This is a genomic window from Microbacterium sp. GXS0129 (genome assembly GCF_044769785.1).
Classification (GTDB): Bacteria; Actinomycetota; Actinomycetes; order Actinomycetales; family Microbacteriaceae; genus Microbacterium; species Microbacterium nymphoidis.
This window is the reverse complement of record NZ_JBIZVZ010000003.1, coordinates 155,283-169,504: the sequence shown is the minus strand read 5'-3', so window position 1 is coordinate 169,504 and position 14,222 is coordinate 155,283. Positions and strand designations below refer to the sequence as shown.

Below are 14,222 nucleotides of genomic sequence, written 5' to 3'. Positions count from 1 at the left end.
TGGTGTCTCCGTTCATGACGGAACCCCCGGGGTTTCCGGGGGTTCGAGGGTGATGTTCGCGCCTTGGCGGAGGACGCCGCCGCATCCGCCGCCGCATACGGCGTACCCGTTCGGGTCGTCGGGCACCTCGTACTCGATGTGTGCGTTCGCGCAGCCGGCGGTGGTGCACGAGACGATCACCCCGGGCACCTGGATGGGCTGGTTGTTCTCGTCGTACGCGGTGAAGGTGGTCATCCGGCCGCGCTCCCTTCGGTCATCTGGATAGCGGTCCATCCGATCGAGCCGGATCCGGACGCGGTGGTGGCCCAGTTCGACACACGGATCGACACGCTGGTGGTGCTGCGCGTGATGGTGGCGAGGGTGAGGGTCTGCTGGCTCTGTGATGTGAGTTGGATGATCGGGGTCTGCGTGAACCTGCCGGAGGGGAGCGTCACGGTGACGCTCACTCCGGCGTTGCCGCCGACAGCACCGTGTGCGACCTCACCGGCAGCCATCGCTGCCGGCAGGCGCACGTAGTTGTTCTCGTCGTAGACCTTCACCCAGTCCACGAACGGGCTCGTGCTGTTGACCCGCCAGCGCTTGTAGACGCCACCGGGCGCCATCGGCGACGTTGCGTACTGAGTTGCGCGGCCCCCGTTATCCATCACCATGACGTTCCAGAAGTGGCCCGCGGGAGGCGTGTTCAGTGCAGCCTGAGAGGAGTCCGGCGTGGTGCCATACCAGCCCGTCCCTGTCGCATCGTTCAGGTCTCCGAGGCGGGGGCCGCTGTTGCCGATGTTGACGCCAGGCGACATGCCGTCGATGTAGCTGCGCCCCAGGAGTCCCCGGAACTCAGCTGCTCGCACGATCGTGTCGGAGGTGATGTCGCCGGTCGCGTAGACGGCACCGGCGACGTCCAGGGTTCCACGCTCGTGGAACTTGCCGATGCCGACGCCGGTCTTCGACCAGTGCATGAGCACGGCGGCGGTCGCCACCGTGGACTGTGCTGCGGACGTGTTGAACTTGTCCGCGAGCTCCACGCGCACTTCGAACGAGTCATCGATCGGGTAGTTCGCTCCACCGGACACCACGAAGTTCGAGTTGTACGACAGTCCACCCGTGATGACGTTGCGTGCCGTCCAGGACGTGCCGCCACGTGGTCGCGTGAATACTCGGATCGTCATGCTGTTGCGCTGCGTCGAGTTCACCAGCGACGTCACGGAGCAAGTCAGATCGATCCGCAGCGATGTCCCCGTGTCGGAGATGACTCCCGCGGAGGTGGCGCGCCGCACGAGCACCTTCGAGAACAGCGGGTTGGCGTACCCGAGGACGGTGAGCGTGCCGGACCAGTTCGCGGTGCGGTTTCGTGAGTCGGTCGCGGTCGCCGTGATGGGCACGTTGCCGGCCGCGGTGACGGGGATCAGCCCACCCGAGTTGACCTCGGTGCCGCTCATCTTGAACTTGCGGGTCTTGATCGTGGACCCCTGGGCGCCGGAGGCGTTGACCGTGGCGCGAAGGATCGAGAGACCCTGCACGAAGGTCCCGACGACGCTCGCGACCGTGGGGTTATCGTCGGCGACGGACAGGGAAGCGATCGTCGGGGCGACGCTCGCGGGCGCGCGCAGCGTGAACCCGGTCTCGGTCTTCCCGACCTGCGCGGTGCCGTTCATCGTGGTCACGTAGATCGTGCCGGTGCCCGACGTCGCGTTCGGGATCATCGTGAGCAGGCTCAGCGGAGGCGTCCACGACACCGACGCGCCCGCGGCAGTCGCGATCGTGCCCGACATCGTCCCGAACAGGTACGTGATCTTGTGCGTGAACGCAGTGCTCGCACGGTTCGTGTTGATCGTGACCGCCGAGCCAGCATCGAACGCGGGCCCACCGGCGAACGTCGCGGTCGACGCGCGTGGGATCGTCGGCTGCCGCATCGTGACGTTGATCGACGTCGCGCCGAGGATGTCGTAGTTCCCCGACGCGACGACGTTCCACGACCCGACACCATCGCTGGCGTGGGTGAGGGTCGAATCCACCTGGAGGATCAGCCACGGCCCGTCACCGGTGAAGTTGAAGCCGCTCGCGTTGGTCTGCCCGATGACGGTGCCGTTGACCCGGATCTCCCGGTTCGCGACGCCGTCCGACATGGTGGGCGAGTAGCTCAGCTTGTCGATGTACAGCCAGAACCGCATCTTGGACTGGTTCGCCGCGATGTTCTGGCTGAGGAGCTGCCATTCGAGCCGAAGCCTGAATGGCCGGTTGGGGAATGCTGCTTCAACCAACTGCCCGCACCACCGTTCCTGTTCCGTACGCCTCGACCTTGTGGTTGGCGAGGACGATCGTGTCTACGACCATCGAGGGGACGACCATCTGCCCGGCCGACCAGTAGGAGACCTCGACTCCGTTCTCCGTGATGGAGAACCGGTCGTTGAGGACGTGGGACTGGAATGGGGAGTCGGACCGGCCGACATGCGCGCCGGCTTGATCGACTCGGAACCATGTCTGGATCCGGTCGACGTCTCCCTTGGTTGCGTCAGCGGCGTCGATGATCTGCGTGATGCTGCTGTTCGCGGTCAGGTCGAGCGCGCCGCCGATGCCCGCTTCCAGGTGGGACACATTGACCACGCCTGCACCGATGTGGTTCGCTTCGACGCTGTTCGCCTCGATGTCAGGGCCAGTGATTCCGACGACCACGATCCGTTCGACGTCGGAGTATTGCCCGGGCCGCCCGAGCGTATCGAGCGCCCGGAAACGCACCGCGACCTCGGATCCGATCTCCGCGAGGATGCTCGTAGATCCACCAGATGCGAGGGGCACCCCGACCCGATACCAGTCCGATCCATCCGTGGACGACTCCACAATCACGAACTGGAACCCCGCCGCCGGCACGCCCGTGACGAGCTGCCCGTCCCACGTGGCCGCGACGATGCCGCGGGCAGAGTCCAGAATCGGCGCGGAAGGGGGAGTCGTGACCTGCGGGGCCAGCGCTGTTCGCACCGACACCAGCACGGAGAAATCGGACCACACGCGAAGGTCGGACTGCGCCCGTACCCGGAGCACATGGTCCGTGTTCGACGGCCACGTATACCTGGCCTCCGGGGCAGTGCTCGCGGCGATCATGATGCCCGGATCAGTGGTCGTACCCTCCCAGAGCTCGTAACCGCGGATCTCAATGAGAGCCCCGGTCGTGTCCTGCGTGACCGCGTCCCACGCGAAGCCGACGGTCGCCGCCGATGACCCGTCCTGCAAGAACTGGCCCACATTCGACACGACGCGCAGGTTCGCGGGTGGCTTCGGCACGATGTTCAACGGTGCCGCCGGCGTCACACTGATTTCTGCGGACAGCTCCGACCATTTCCCGCCCACCGACCGCACGCGCGCGCTCACCAGTCGCGGCACGCCAGGGCGCCATGTCCGGATCGTGGCTTGCAGGTCCTTCGTTGCCGTCACCAGCGATGCGAGCTCCCACGGCTCCCGGGACCACACCTCGTACAGATCCACGTCCAGCGGTGTGAGGTCCGTGGAGGTGGTGACCGCGTTCCAGCCGATCCCGACTGTCGATCGTGCCGATCCGTCCCGGTTCCACTCACCTGTGTTCGACAGCACCCGCACGTTCTCCGGAGCGGACGGCGTGAGTGCCGGCATGCCCGGGTTCGAGGGGAGCGGGGATCCGGTGCCGCCGATGATGGTGCCCGACGAGCCGCCGCTGACCTGCTTGCGCAGCCGCGCGGCTGAACCGATGAGCTTCGTCCCGACGACGGTGCGGACCTTCACTTCGTCGTTGTCCTTCGTGACGATGACGCCCACGACGCGCTGCGGCTGCTTCCCAGAGCGGCGGACAGCGGAGACCGTGTCACCGATCGTGAAGTCCAGGTACGGGCGGGGGAGCCCGGCGTCCGGAGTCCAGTCGTACGACATCTCGCGCTGCTTCGCGCGGCCGGCGGTGAGGATGGGCTGCGCGTTGCGTTCCGCGACCGCCCGCTTGTCCACACCCGACTGGGACATCGACGTTTCCAGCGACCCGAACCGGGCGTCCGCGCCGGGGTTCTGGAGACCGAACGCCACCATGCCGTCGGGGATGACCACCAGGCGTGTGAACACGTTCGAGAAGTCCGACTTGGCGGGGGACCGGTCGAAGCGGGGGCCGCCGAGCGTCACGTTCCGCCGGTCGTCACCGACCGTTGAGCGTGCGATCCGGAACTTGGTGCCCTCGGTCCACCACTCGAAGTAACCCTGCTCCGACCACGTCGCGACGAGGTTCGAGTACGGCTTCCACAGGTCCACGACCATGTCGATGTTGTCGTCCGCGGTCCAGGCGTTCCCGTACGAGTCCTTGGCGGCGCTGAAGTCCCAGGTAACCAGCGGTCCCCACCCGCGCGGTACGGGCGGGGTAGTGGCGGGCACGTTGCCGTGCGCCTCCGCCAGTAGCCCGCCGAGCACCTTGCCAGGGGATCCGGCCCACCGCCGCGTCCGGTTGTCCTTCGAGTCGGTGTTCCACCAGTGAAGCGCCCATTGCATCAGCCACGGCACGAACCCCGCCGCGGTGAAAGCGACCGTCTCCGAGAAGTCGGAGGAGTCGGAGTCATCCACCACGGCGATGAACAGGTCGTTGCGGGGGCTGATCCACCGCTTCGTGTCGTCGTTGTATACCTCGACGCCCACGAGGAACGGGGAGTCGAGGTAGCCGGCGACGCGCTGCGACACAGCGAACGTGAGTCGCGCGGTGGCGGATTCCGCGTCCGTGAGCGAGATCGTCGTGGTCTTGAGGACACGGCCACGGACCGCGTTCTCCGAGTACAGGCGCAGACGAATATCGAACACCCGTCACCTCCTGGTGGTTGGCCCGGGTGGGCGATGGGGGGTTAGAGCTGGTGGGCGGAGCGGCCGCGAACCTCGATGGTCGCGCCAGGCCAGGTGACAGCGGTCACGGTGATGCGGGCTTCCCGGTCGGACGGGTCACCAGAAGCGAGCCGGGGTGTGAACTCGAACCCGCCGCGGATGCCGCCGAAGTCCACGAGCCCGGACGCGTCGGTGCCGCCCGTCCAGGTGTTCGAGGTGGTGATGAAGCACTCGCCCGTGTCGAGGTGGAATCGGCCGTACTGTGACGCGGTGAGTGCAGGCATCGACACCCAGGAGCCACCAGAGTCCACGATGCGAACACCGGAGGACTCACCCTTCACCCGCACGATCGCATCCGTGACGGGCGCCGACAGTCCCGGGAACAGGCCCGTCACCGTCACGGAAGCATCGAGCGGGGTCGCAGGAGAAGTGACCGTGCCCGTCGCACGCCAGAACGCGCGCGGCAACTGGATCATGTACTGCATATCCACGATCTCGTCGCCGTCAACGTTCAACGGCAACGGCGTCGAAGACAGCGTCTCGTACGCCACGCTCCGGTTCGCGAGACCCACCTGCGTGAGAGTGCCGGCATCCCCGAACAGGGCATTCAGCGTCTCCAGGTTCTCCCGCGGAGTCTGCACCACGAACCGCAGCACCACCGCTTCCATCGTGGAACCGAGCCCCGGCACCACACCGTCCACACCGGACACCTGCATCGTCCGCCGACGACGCACCAGCGCCGACAGCGGCTCAGTCGGAGCACGCTCGATCCACCCGAAAGTCGCGTTCTGCAACGGCACGTTGTTGATCGCGTACATCACTCCACCTCCCCGGCATCGAGGATCTGCGCCGCACGCCACGCGTCCGACATCAGGTCACGAACGACCGGATTCACGAGAACAACCTGGCTGCCACCACGCGGAACCGGAGGAATCGAATGCGCGATCGTCGGCTCCCCGACGGACCCGCCATCAGCGAAGCTTCGTGAGCCCCGCGGGACGAGGTCGTACCCGAATCGACCCGCGACGTTCTCCAGAATCGCGGTCGAGCGGGCCCGCTTCGACTCAGCCAGAGGGATGTATGCCTCACCACCGGTCTCGGGCTCGGCCCACACCCGCCACGACCCCGCGCGAGCAATCTGCGCGACATGGTGCTCACGGGTGCCACCCTGCGCGTAGTAGTCCACGACCGCGCCATTCGCATATCTGCCGCCCGGATCCTCGATGTTCAGTCCGGCATAGAGCATGAGCGATCGACCGTTGTTGAGGTAGATGAATCGGTCGATGTTCGACTGCGCTGACGACGTGTCCGCGAGCACGGTCACCTCTCGCTCGGTCGGGATCGAGTAGATCGCATCCGCGAGTGCTGTCGCCTGCTCGCTGGTGTACCCCAGATCCATCGCCCTCTGGATCAACGCCTCCCGGCCGGCCTGCAACGTACCGATGTATGACTGGGTGTTGCTGTCCAGCTCGAACTGCTTTTCCGCGGCAATCTGTGACTTGCCAGCGAGGTCGAGCAGCATCTTCATGTTGTCGCTGCCCACCTGTGTATTGGTGTCGAGGCTGATCGAGTAGCCCTCGACCCCCTCGCGGGCCTTGGCGATGTACTCGTCCACTTCACGCAGCGTGTCCGTGTAGGTGAGGTTCGCACCGATCGCGGTCTGGTTCGCGACGTTGCTCTCCTGGATACTGTCGATCAGGTCCCGGAGCTGCCGGTTCAGATCCTCGACCCGACTCGCCTCCTCGAGGTAGGCGTCCGCGGCGGACTTCGATGCGTCCGCCGAAGCCTGGGACGATGCGGCGCTCTCCGCGTTGGCCTTGTCCTTGAGTCGCTGCGACTCGATGGCCTTCTCGATCGACTCAGACTCGCCCGCGACGGCCTGCTTCACGTCATGGATCTTCACCGCGAGGTCTGCGCTGCCGATACCGAGCTCTTCGGCCTTCTTCCTCGCGCCTTCGGACCCGTACTCGAACTTCGCGAGCTCGGTCTGGAGCTCCTCGAGCTTGCCGGGCACCCGAGCGGCAGCGTCGGCGACCAGCCCAAGATTGAGGCCGAGCTGGTCCGCAACTTCGAGCGCGGAGTCCATCTCGCCGAAGCCCATGAAGGAGCGCTTGGCGGCGAGGTTCTCTCGTGCCATGTCCTTCGTGGCCTGGGTGATGCGGAACGTCCCGGACTCCAGCGTGTCGGCGTACGCCTTGGCCTTGGCCGCGGCTTCGGCTTGCGCAGACGCCACGAGCGTGACGACCGTGAGAATCCCGGTGAGTGCGAGACCGACCGCGCCACCAATGAGCGCGGTCGAGCGCATCGAAGTGTTCGTGAGATCCATCTGGACCTTCAGCTCAGCGAACTTCGCTCGCGCGACGACAGCACCGCCCGCGAGCAGCGCCACAGCGCCGGCCGCAATGCCGATCAGAAGCCCGAACTGCTGAACACCGTCGGGTGCGTCTGCGAACAGGTCCACCAAGCCGGTGAGCCCCTGCACCATCGTGCGAAGCACCTCATTCGCGCCGGATCCGGTCTTGATCAGCGCGGTGTCGAACGCCCCGCCGAGCTTCTCGATGTCGCCAGCGAGGTTGTTCTGCCGTTCAGCGGCCTGGAGCGCTGCATACCCAGAGTCGTTGACCTCGTCGGTCCACTCCCGAACGGCCTTCGCGCCGCCCTCCATGAGGACGTTGGCAGCCGTGATCTGCTCGTTCCCGAAGATGCGACCGAGAGCGGCCTGGCGTTCCGCATCGGTCAGACCACCCAGCTTGGTGCGCAGAATCTCGGAGATCTGCGCCATCGACTTCATCTTGCCGTCGGCATCGAAGATCTCGATGCCGTACTGGTTCATCGTCTTGGCGGCGAGCTGCGACGGTGCGGTGAGCGACATGAGAACGCCGCGGAGGCCCGTGCCCGCTCGCTCTCCGAGCTGGCCCTTCGACGCGAACAGCGCGAGCGTGCCGGTCGTTTCCTCCAGGGTGAGCCCTAGTCCGGCTGCAACGGGACCGACGTACTGGAGCGCGAGCGCAAGGTCATCAACGGAGCCTTGCGCCTTGCCCGCGCCAGCCGCGAGAAGGTCCGACACGTGTGCAGACTTGTCACCCGTGAGGTTGAACTGCTTCAGGGTGGTCGCCATGATCTCGGCGGATCGTGCGACCTGGAGCTGTCCGGCGGCGGCGAGCGAGAGGGCGCCGTTGAGGGAACCACCCACGATCTCCGAGACCGAGAGACCGGCCTTCGCCAGCTCCTCCTCGGCATCCGCGGCTTCACGCGCCGAGTACGCGGTGTCGGCACCGGCGTCCATGGCTGCCTCGGCGAGCTTCTTCTGCTCGCTCGTGGTTGCCATGGTCGCCGCGGACACGTTCGACATGGCCTGGTCGAAGTCCGCATATTTGGCGACGGCGAGACCGACCATCGCGCCGACCGCGACACCAGCGGCGAGGAGTGCGGTGCCCAGCTTGGTTGCTGCGGCCCGCTGCTCCTCGATGCTGGCGGTCGCCTTCTTGACCTTCGGCGCGGCGTTGTCGTTCTCGTTGCCGGTCTGGCGAGTCGCGTCGCCCTGCTCCCGGATCTTCGGGGCAGCGTCCTTGGCCTTCTTCCCGGCCTGCTCGGTCGCATCTCCGGACTTCGCGACCTTCTCGCCGCTCGCCTGCGCCGCGGCACCGGTCTTCCCGAGCTCAGCCTGCGCCGAAGCGAGGTCACGGGTGAGGAGTTCCCGCCCGACCGTCTTGATCTGGAAGACCAGCGCGCCCGCGTTGAAGTCGCTCATCGGTCACCGCCTTACGCACCCATGTGCTGTCGATGTCGAGGAGCCGGAGAACAGCGGCTCGAATGAAGTGCCATGGGCGTGTGCGAAGCGCATGATCGAGATCCGGGATGAGCCCGTACTGCGCTAGGTCGAGTTCGACCTCGCCGAATATCTCCGGGAGAATCCGGGACCAGAGCTCGTTTGCTGTCAGGGGGTGCCGGGTGGGGGCGGTGTCACCGCGTGCGGCGGCGCGTGCCGCGGCCCACCCGGCAGGGAAGACGTACTCGTCGTAGTAGCCGTTCGGATTCAGCCGGCCGATGCCGTACTCGGCGATGTCCGCCGCGCCAAGGTCCCCAAGCGGGATGTCAGCGCGGCCGACGCTTTTAGGGTGCCGGCGAGTCCTTCACCGCCCTCGATGTAGGCAGTGACGCCGTCGATGCCGAGGATCGTCTGCCAGAAGAACGCGGGCATGAGGACGGTCTCTGCCTCAGACTGCGACAGTTCCCGGCCCATGCGTCGGTAATTCGACTGCTCGGCTTCCGGCAGCGGTTCCCAACGCCCGGTGATCGCGTTTTCGCGAGCACCGTCGAACGCGATCTGCAACGCCTCGGCCATGCCGATCGTGTCGCCGCCCATGCTGTTCAGGTATGTGTCGGTGATCTGGAGCCCCGCCGCACCAGGCAGGGGACGGACGACGTACGGTTCGTCGATGCCCTCCACGGTGAGGTGCAGATTCCGGCCGACCTTCTCTGCGGTGATCATGAGGCCTTCCTTCGGTGACGTGCGGCGATGACTTCGCGGTGGCATGTCTTGCACCGTCGACTGATGGTCCCGCCTGAGTTGGTGAATGAGTAGGTGTTGCTGGCGGTCAGCTCATGGCCTCGCTTGCAGTGGGTTCGGTATCTACCGGTGAACGTTCCGGCGCCTCCGCCGAAGCGTCCTTTGTCGATCGCGTCTGCCACGTTGTCTCGCTGGGTGCCGGCGCGCAGATGGTCGGGGTTGCAGCATGGTGGGTTGTCGCAGGTGTGCATGACCACTGCGCCATCGGGTATGGGGCCGTGCGCGAGCTCGTAGGCCACTCGGTGAGTTCGTGCGTGTCGACCGGCGTGCTTGAAGTAGCCGTAGCCGTCCCAATGGCGTGGCCCGATCCAGACGAGACAGTCGTTCTCCGTGCGCACTAGGCGCGACTCGAGGCGCTCGCGCAAACTGCTGTAGTTCATTCGAGGGGGCATGTCATCTTCTCGCCATCGGAGCGAAGGGCATCGGACGCAGCATGTGGCCCGATGCCCTCCTGATCTCAGGCCGCGGTGTACGCGAACGCGGTGGATGCGCCCTTGGCGTTGGTGACGACGACAGGCGCGGCGCCCGCGGTCACCCCGGTCGGGATCTGGATCACGAGCGTCGAGTCATCGACCACGCGCGCGAGCGTCACGGGCTTCGCCTGGACGGTCGCGGACACGTACGAGGCGAGACCGGAACCGCGGACCGCGACCATCACACCCGCGGCCTGCGCCGTGGGCTGCACGGTCTCGATCGTCGCGACACCCGTACCGGCGACCGGGGACGTGATGCGACGCACGACGCCGTCGTTGTTGAGCGTGAAGCGGATCACGGCCTTATCGGCGTATCCGGACGTGCCGCGCGCGAATGCGACCGAGAAGCTGCCCTCGAACGCCGGCATGCGCGGGTCGAGAGCGTCCGTGATGATCTGGAACTCGCGCTTGTTCAGCCCACCCTCGGACACGGCGGCGGACATGAGGTCGATGAGCCACGACTGCGCTGCGACGATCTGCTGCGTGACGGGGTCACGGATCACCTCGACATCGAACGTCGGCGCGAAGTTGTAGCCCGTGATGTCCTGCGACGTGCGGCCCTTCGTGCCGTACGCCTCACGCTGCACCGTGATCGGGGACGGGGCCGGGTCGAGGTTGTTCACGTCGCCCGTGATGTTGATCCACGCGCCAGCGACCTTCTGGCGGATGAGCCACTGGTGGGCGAGGGCGAGAGAGCCCTGGCTGATCGTGGTGGTCTCGTAGAGAGTGGGGTCCGGCATGATGTTCTCCTTGTTCTGGATGGGGATGTCGGCGCACGCCGACGACCCCTTCACTCACGAAGGGGTGGCTTTGGTGGGAGCGGTTACCGCTGGCGGCGACCGCGGAAGTGGTAGGTGAGCGCGGTCGATACACGCCCCTGGGTGTCGGCGTCGAAGTCGGTGCCGCTGAACTCGGTGGCGTAGCTGATGCCGAGGATGTTCGGCGTGTACTCGGCCTGATCGAGCACGGCGCGCAGGTCTGCCGCCCAGGCGCGGATCGTCGCGGGCGAGCCCTTCCGGGCGGTGTAGAACTGCGTCCGGTAGGTCATGTTCGCGCGGCCGTCCGGGATCGGGCGCAGCGGCGTGAGCAGCGTGAACTCAGTCACGCTGGTCGGCATCTTCCCGTCCAACCGGATGCCGCGCTCAGAGAGCGGCTGGCCGGGGTCGTACACGGCGAGGTCGTGATCGTGGAGGAACTGAGCGAGCGCCCGGTTCAGGATCATCTCGGGGGCATCAGCAGTCATCGTCCGTTTCCCCTTCCTGCGCGAGGCCGAGCCGCATAGCCGTCTCGCGCAGGAGCGCGCGGTTACGCGCCGTCACGGACGGATGGAGCGGGATGTACGAGCCACGCAAGTCGAGTTCTGCGAACCGTCTGATCGAGCCGTCGCTGGGGATGATGCCGCCCCGGATGTCAGGCACGGTTCACCTCCGCGGCGATGATCGCGCCGAGCTCGTCGGCATGCGTGAGCAGGGGCTCCTCGACGTACTTGCCCTGCCGACCGTTCTGGAAGTTGTACTCGGGGTGCTCGTGCAGGCGCACGGCATACGGCGTGTTGTAGGTGATCGCCGCACCGTCCTCGGGGCTGCTGGCGGGCTCCACCGCGCCGGACCCGACGAGCGTGCCCAGATCAAGCGGGACACGTTCAGCGGTGAGGGCGAGGCCACGCTCAGCCGCCAGGTTCAGCCCTTGAACTGTCGCCGCGCTGATCTCACCGTCGAGGCCGGGATTCACATCGACCGTGACGGTGACGGTTACTCCCATGACAGCTCCCTTCGGTACACGCGGCCGGCGTTGCGGTCGCGTTCGTCAGAGGTGTCCTGGTCAGCGCACGCCGCGGCGGCGAGCGGGGACGGCCACAGGGCGCCGCACTTCTCGCACTCGGTCATTCGAGGAACGCCTCAATGTGGTTCGGGGTGCGCTTGTAGTCGAACTTCGCGGAGTCGATGACTTCGGATGTGCGCTCGCGCGGGGTTCCCGGCCACACGGTGATGCGGTAGCGGGGGAGGACATCGTGCTCGGGCAGGAGCACCACGAACGTCGATGAGGTGATCTCCTGCCCCGACGTGGGGGAGGATGCGCGCCGGTCGACCCGGAGGCGCGCCTTCTGCTCGACGTACGCCGGGACGTCCGGGATCGGGGTGCCGGTGCTGTCGCCCTCGTCGGTGTCCGCGGTGAACGGGGTGATGATCACCCGGTGCGGGAGGTGCTTCTTCCGGAGCCGCGGCATGACCTACCCCCTTGTCAGGTGTGCGCGATCGCGGAACCCATGAGGCCCGCGTTGCGAAGGATCGTGACGGCGAGCTCACCGATACGACGGGTGAGGCGTTGCAGGTCGGTGAGGTTCTCCTGCGACGCGGACGTGGTGCCGAGTGACACGGATCCGATCTTCACGGCACCGGCGGCGATGTCTGCACCGTTCGGGTCGTCGGTCTCACCCCAGTAGGACACGATCGCCATGGTCGCGTCGCGGAACGCCTCACGGATCACGGGGTCCGTCGGCATGCCGTCTACGTCCGTGGCGTACACAGCGGTGCGGGTGAGGCCCTCGACCTCGTGCGACGCGTCCCGCAGCCGTTTCACGATGACATCGGACTCGTTCTCGTCGCTCTTGTCGTAGTCCTTGTACTCGGCCTCGGTGGCGTACACGCGCGCCATGGTCACGCCTCCGGGACCTCGGTGAGCACCGGGACGGGCGCCGCGTTGATGGCGTCGATGATCTGTGCCTTCGTGGCCTTCGCCGGCAAGTCGATGCCCTCGGTCTCCGCGATGTCGAGGAGCACGGCCTTCGTGAGGTCTTCGAGCCGTGTGCCTTCGGCCACGACCGTCGCGCCGTGCTGGATGAGCGCCGCGACCCGCTCGGGGTGAACGTCGTCCACGATGGCGGTGCCGTCCTGGAACTCGATCCCAAGGAACTCGACACGGCCGGGTTCCGGGGCGGGGTGGTTGATCTTCATGATGATGCTCCCTGCTGTGTGGTGGCGTGCCCGCGACCGGGTGAGGGTCGCGGGCACGCCGGTCACGGCCTACTGCGCCGGGGTGGCTCCGGCAGCCGCGGCAGCCTTCTCATCCGCGATGCGCTTCTGTTCTGCCTCGGCGGTCGCCGTACGCTCGGCGAGCGCGTCGGTGATCGCCTTGAGGACGTCGGCCTTCTTGCCGTCGGTGACGGTAATCTCCTTCGCCGCGGCGAACGCCTTGAGCTGGTCGCCGGTCCACTTCTCCGTCGGGTCACCGTCGGGGAACGCGGGAGCCGTGTCCTCGATGGTGTAGCCCTGGCGGGCGAAGTAGGCCAGCGCGGCGGGGTTGTCGGTCTCGCCGTGGCCGTCCACGAACGAGACACCGACGACGACGCCGGTGTAGCCCTCCACGGGTGTGGTGATGCCGGCCATGGGTCAGCGCACCTTGATCTGGCGGAAGACGGCGGCGGCCTTCGTGGCGCGCAGCTCGACGCCGACCGGGCCGAGCTCGACCTCGCCGCGCTTCACAGCGCCCGCGGTGTCGAACTTCGGCAGCCATGCCTTCGCGATGCTGCCGCCGATGGTGGAGACACCGCAGAAGCCGTCGAGGCCGACGCGGTAGGCGTACAGGCTCGTGGTGCCGTCCGCCGCAACCGGGATGATCTCGTCGTTCGATCCGGCCTTCGCGCCGGCATCGCCGAACACGATGCCGCCGTACATCTCACGCTCGATCGGGCGGCCGTTCGCGCCGATCAGGCCCTCGACGGGGTCCTTCGTGTACATGCCAGCGCGGCGAGCCGCGGCGCGCACGCGTGCGAGGGAGAACTTGTTGCCGAGGATGATCGTCGGCGCCCCGTCGAGCAGCGACAGGAACTCGTCGATCGCGTCGAGCGCCTTGTGCTCGGCGCGCGGATTCGTGTCGAAGTCGGTCCAGTCAGTGACTGCGCCGGTGCCGTACTCGGTGCTCGTGCCGACGAGTGCCTTGTCCAGACCGTCGAAGCTGTTCGCATCGGTCGCGACGTCGCCGTTGACCACGAGGTCCGCGAACTTCGCGTTCGTAGCCTTGATCTTCTGCGTCATGTTGAGCGCGATGCCACCGGACGCGGACGGGCCGAGCTCGGCGGTGACGCGGTCGATGGAGAACGAGCCACCCATGACGGCGAGCTGGCTGTACTTCAGCTCGGTCGTCACATTCTGGTCGGTGTACTCCTTGTTGATCTCGCGGGTGGCGGCGGTCGCCTGGGTCACCAGACGGCGGTAGCCGTGCGCGAGGACACCGCCGCCAGCGGCGGAAACGATGTCGTCGTAGATGAGCGTGTCGGGGATGACGCCGGTCTTCCGGTACTCGTCGATCACCTGCACGTCGAGAGGGGTCGGGGCGTTCTTCTTCGCCTCGTCCAGAGTGATGGGCAT

At 66.7% G+C, this 14,222-nt stretch carries 16 protein-coding genes; all 16 read right to left on the bottom strand.

Annotation, left to right across the window (positions count from 1 at the left end; genetic code table 11):
* Nucleotides 1-12: 12 nt before the first annotated feature.
* Entirely contained in the window at nucleotides 13-234 is a 222-nt protein-coding gene (locus ACIQJ5_RS11030; RefSeq protein ID WP_402843810.1) for a hypothetical protein, read from the bottom strand.
* Nucleotides 231-2,255, bottom strand: coding sequence for a DUF859 family phage minor structural protein (locus tag ACIQJ5_RS11025; protein ID WP_402843808.1), 2,025 nt, complete (start codon nucleotides 2,253-2,255; stop codon nucleotides 231-233). Before ACIQJ5_RS11025 ends, ACIQJ5_RS11030 begins: the two co-directional genes overlap by 4 nt.
* Entirely contained in the window at nucleotides 2,248-4,794 is a 2,547-nt protein-coding gene (locus ACIQJ5_RS11020; RefSeq protein WP_402843805.1) for a hypothetical protein, read from the bottom strand. Before ACIQJ5_RS11020 ends, ACIQJ5_RS11025 begins: the two co-directional genes overlap by 8 nt.
* Nucleotides 4,795-4,835: 41 nt before the next feature.
* Nucleotides 4,836-5,630: a hypothetical protein gene (locus tag ACIQJ5_RS11015; protein ID WP_402843802.1), complete on the bottom strand. Its 795-nt coding sequence runs from the start codon at nucleotides 5,628-5,630 to the stop codon at nucleotides 4,836-4,838.
* On the bottom strand, nucleotides 5,630-8,563 hold the full coding sequence (locus tag ACIQJ5_RS11010; protein ID WP_402843799.1) for a phage tail tape measure protein: 2,934 nt from the start codon (nucleotides 8,561-8,563) through the stop codon (nucleotides 5,630-5,632). Before ACIQJ5_RS11010 ends, ACIQJ5_RS11015 begins: the two co-directional genes overlap by 1 nt.
* 285 nt (nucleotides 8,564-8,848) lie before the next feature.
* Nucleotides 8,849-9,304, bottom strand: coding sequence for a hypothetical protein (locus ACIQJ5_RS11005; RefSeq protein WP_402843797.1), 456 nt, complete (start codon nucleotides 9,302-9,304; stop codon nucleotides 8,849-8,851).
* Nucleotides 9,301-9,762 (bottom strand): HNH endonuclease signature motif containing protein, encoded by a 462-nt coding sequence (locus ACIQJ5_RS11000; RefSeq protein WP_402844370.1) that lies wholly within the window; start codon nucleotides 9,760-9,762, stop codon nucleotides 9,301-9,303. Before ACIQJ5_RS11000 ends, ACIQJ5_RS11005 begins: the two co-directional genes overlap by 4 nt.
* Nucleotides 9,763-9,839: 77 nt before the next feature.
* Nucleotides 9,840-10,595 carry an IPT/TIG domain-containing protein gene (locus tag ACIQJ5_RS10995; RefSeq protein WP_402843794.1) on the bottom strand — a complete coding sequence of 252 codons (756 nt, stop codon included), beginning with the start codon at nucleotides 10,593-10,595 and terminating at the stop codon, nucleotides 9,840-9,842.
* An 83-nt stretch (nucleotides 10,596-10,678) separates the two neighbouring features.
* The gene (locus ACIQJ5_RS10990; RefSeq protein ID WP_402843791.1) at nucleotides 10,679-11,098 is read right to left on the bottom strand and encodes a hypothetical protein; all 420 of its coding nucleotides are present in this window, start codon (nucleotides 11,096-11,098) and stop codon (nucleotides 10,679-10,681) included.
* Complete coding sequence (locus tag ACIQJ5_RS10985) at nucleotides 11,088-11,273, bottom strand: hypothetical protein (RefSeq protein ID WP_402843788.1); 186 nt, start codon at nucleotides 11,271-11,273, stop codon at nucleotides 11,088-11,090. Before ACIQJ5_RS10985 ends, ACIQJ5_RS10990 begins: the two co-directional genes overlap by 11 nt.
* Nucleotides 11,266-11,616 (bottom strand): hypothetical protein, encoded by a 351-nt coding sequence (locus ACIQJ5_RS10980; RefSeq protein ID WP_402843785.1) that lies wholly within the window; start codon nucleotides 11,614-11,616, stop codon nucleotides 11,266-11,268. The genes ACIQJ5_RS10985 and ACIQJ5_RS10980 overlap by 8 nt, the downstream gene beginning before the upstream one ends.
* 121 nt (nucleotides 11,617-11,737) lie before the next feature.
* Nucleotides 11,738-12,082 carry a hypothetical protein gene (locus ACIQJ5_RS10975; protein WP_402843783.1) on the bottom strand — a complete coding sequence of 115 codons (345 nt, stop codon included), beginning with the start codon at nucleotides 12,080-12,082 and terminating at the stop codon, nucleotides 11,738-11,740.
* Between the two features lie 14 nt (nucleotides 12,083-12,096).
* Nucleotides 12,097-12,510 (bottom strand): hypothetical protein, encoded by a 414-nt coding sequence (locus ACIQJ5_RS10970; RefSeq protein WP_402843780.1) that lies wholly within the window; start codon nucleotides 12,508-12,510, stop codon nucleotides 12,097-12,099.
* A gap of 2 nt (nucleotides 12,511-12,512) precedes the next feature.
* A complete protein-coding gene (locus ACIQJ5_RS10965) occupies nucleotides 12,513-12,809 on the bottom strand; it encodes a hypothetical protein (protein WP_402843777.1) in 297 nt (98 codons plus the stop codon).
* A 69-nt stretch (nucleotides 12,810-12,878) separates the two neighbouring features.
* Nucleotides 12,879-13,241 (bottom strand): hypothetical protein, encoded by a 363-nt coding sequence (locus tag ACIQJ5_RS10960; RefSeq protein WP_402843774.1) that lies wholly within the window; start codon nucleotides 13,239-13,241, stop codon nucleotides 12,879-12,881.
* Between the two features lie 3 nt (nucleotides 13,242-13,244).
* Nucleotides 13,245-14,222 carry a major capsid protein gene (locus ACIQJ5_RS10955; RefSeq protein ID WP_402843771.1) on the bottom strand — a complete coding sequence of 326 codons (978 nt, stop codon included), beginning with the start codon at nucleotides 14,220-14,222 and terminating at the stop codon, nucleotides 13,245-13,247.

Excerpts from the sequence above, each read along its gene's own strand:
- ACIQJ5_RS11030 (WP_402843810.1), bottom strand. The coding sequence starts at position 234 with ATGACCACCTTCACCGCGTACGACGAGAACAACCAGCCCATCCAGGTG.
- ACIQJ5_RS11015 (WP_402843802.1), bottom strand. The coding sequence starts at position 5,630 with ATGTACGCGATCAACAACGTGCCGTTGCAGAACGCGACTTTCGGGTGG.
- ACIQJ5_RS11010 (WP_402843799.1), bottom strand. The coding sequence starts at position 8,563 with ATGAGCGACTTCAACGCGGGCGCGCTGGTCTTCCAGATCAAGACGGTC.
- ACIQJ5_RS11005 (WP_402843797.1), bottom strand. The coding sequence starts at position 9,304 with ATGATCACCGCAGAGAAGGTCGGCCGGAATCTGCACCTCACCGTGGAG.
- ACIQJ5_RS11000 (WP_402844370.1), bottom strand. The coding sequence starts at position 9,762 with ATGAACTACAGCAGTTTGCGCGAGCGCCTCGAGTCGCGCCTAGTGCGC.
- ACIQJ5_RS10995 (WP_402843794.1), bottom strand. The coding sequence starts at position 10,595 with ATGCCGGACCCCACTCTCTACGAGACCACCACGATCAGCCAGGGCTCT.
- ACIQJ5_RS10990 (WP_402843791.1), bottom strand. The coding sequence starts at position 11,098 with ATGACTGCTGATGCCCCCGAGATGATCCTGAACCGGGCGCTCGCTCAG.
- ACIQJ5_RS10980 (WP_402843785.1), bottom strand. The coding sequence starts at position 11,616 with ATGGGAGTAACCGTCACCGTCACGGTCGATGTGAATCCCGGCCTCGAC.
- ACIQJ5_RS10975 (WP_402843783.1), bottom strand. The coding sequence starts at position 12,082 with ATGCCGCGGCTCCGGAAGAAGCACCTCCCGCACCGGGTGATCATCACC.
- ACIQJ5_RS10970 (WP_402843780.1), bottom strand. The coding sequence starts at position 12,510 with ATGGCGCGCGTGTACGCCACCGAGGCCGAGTACAAGGACTACGACAAG.
- ACIQJ5_RS10965 (WP_402843777.1), bottom strand. The coding sequence starts at position 12,809 with ATGAAGATCAACCACCCCGCCCCGGAACCCGGCCGTGTCGAGTTCCTT.
- ACIQJ5_RS10960 (WP_402843774.1), bottom strand. The coding sequence starts at position 13,241 with ATGGCCGGCATCACCACACCCGTGGAGGGCTACACCGGCGTCGTCGTC.
- ACIQJ5_RS10955 (WP_402843771.1), bottom strand. The coding sequence starts at position 14,222 with ATGCCCATCACTCTGGACGAGGCGAAGAAGAACGCCCCGACCCCTCTC.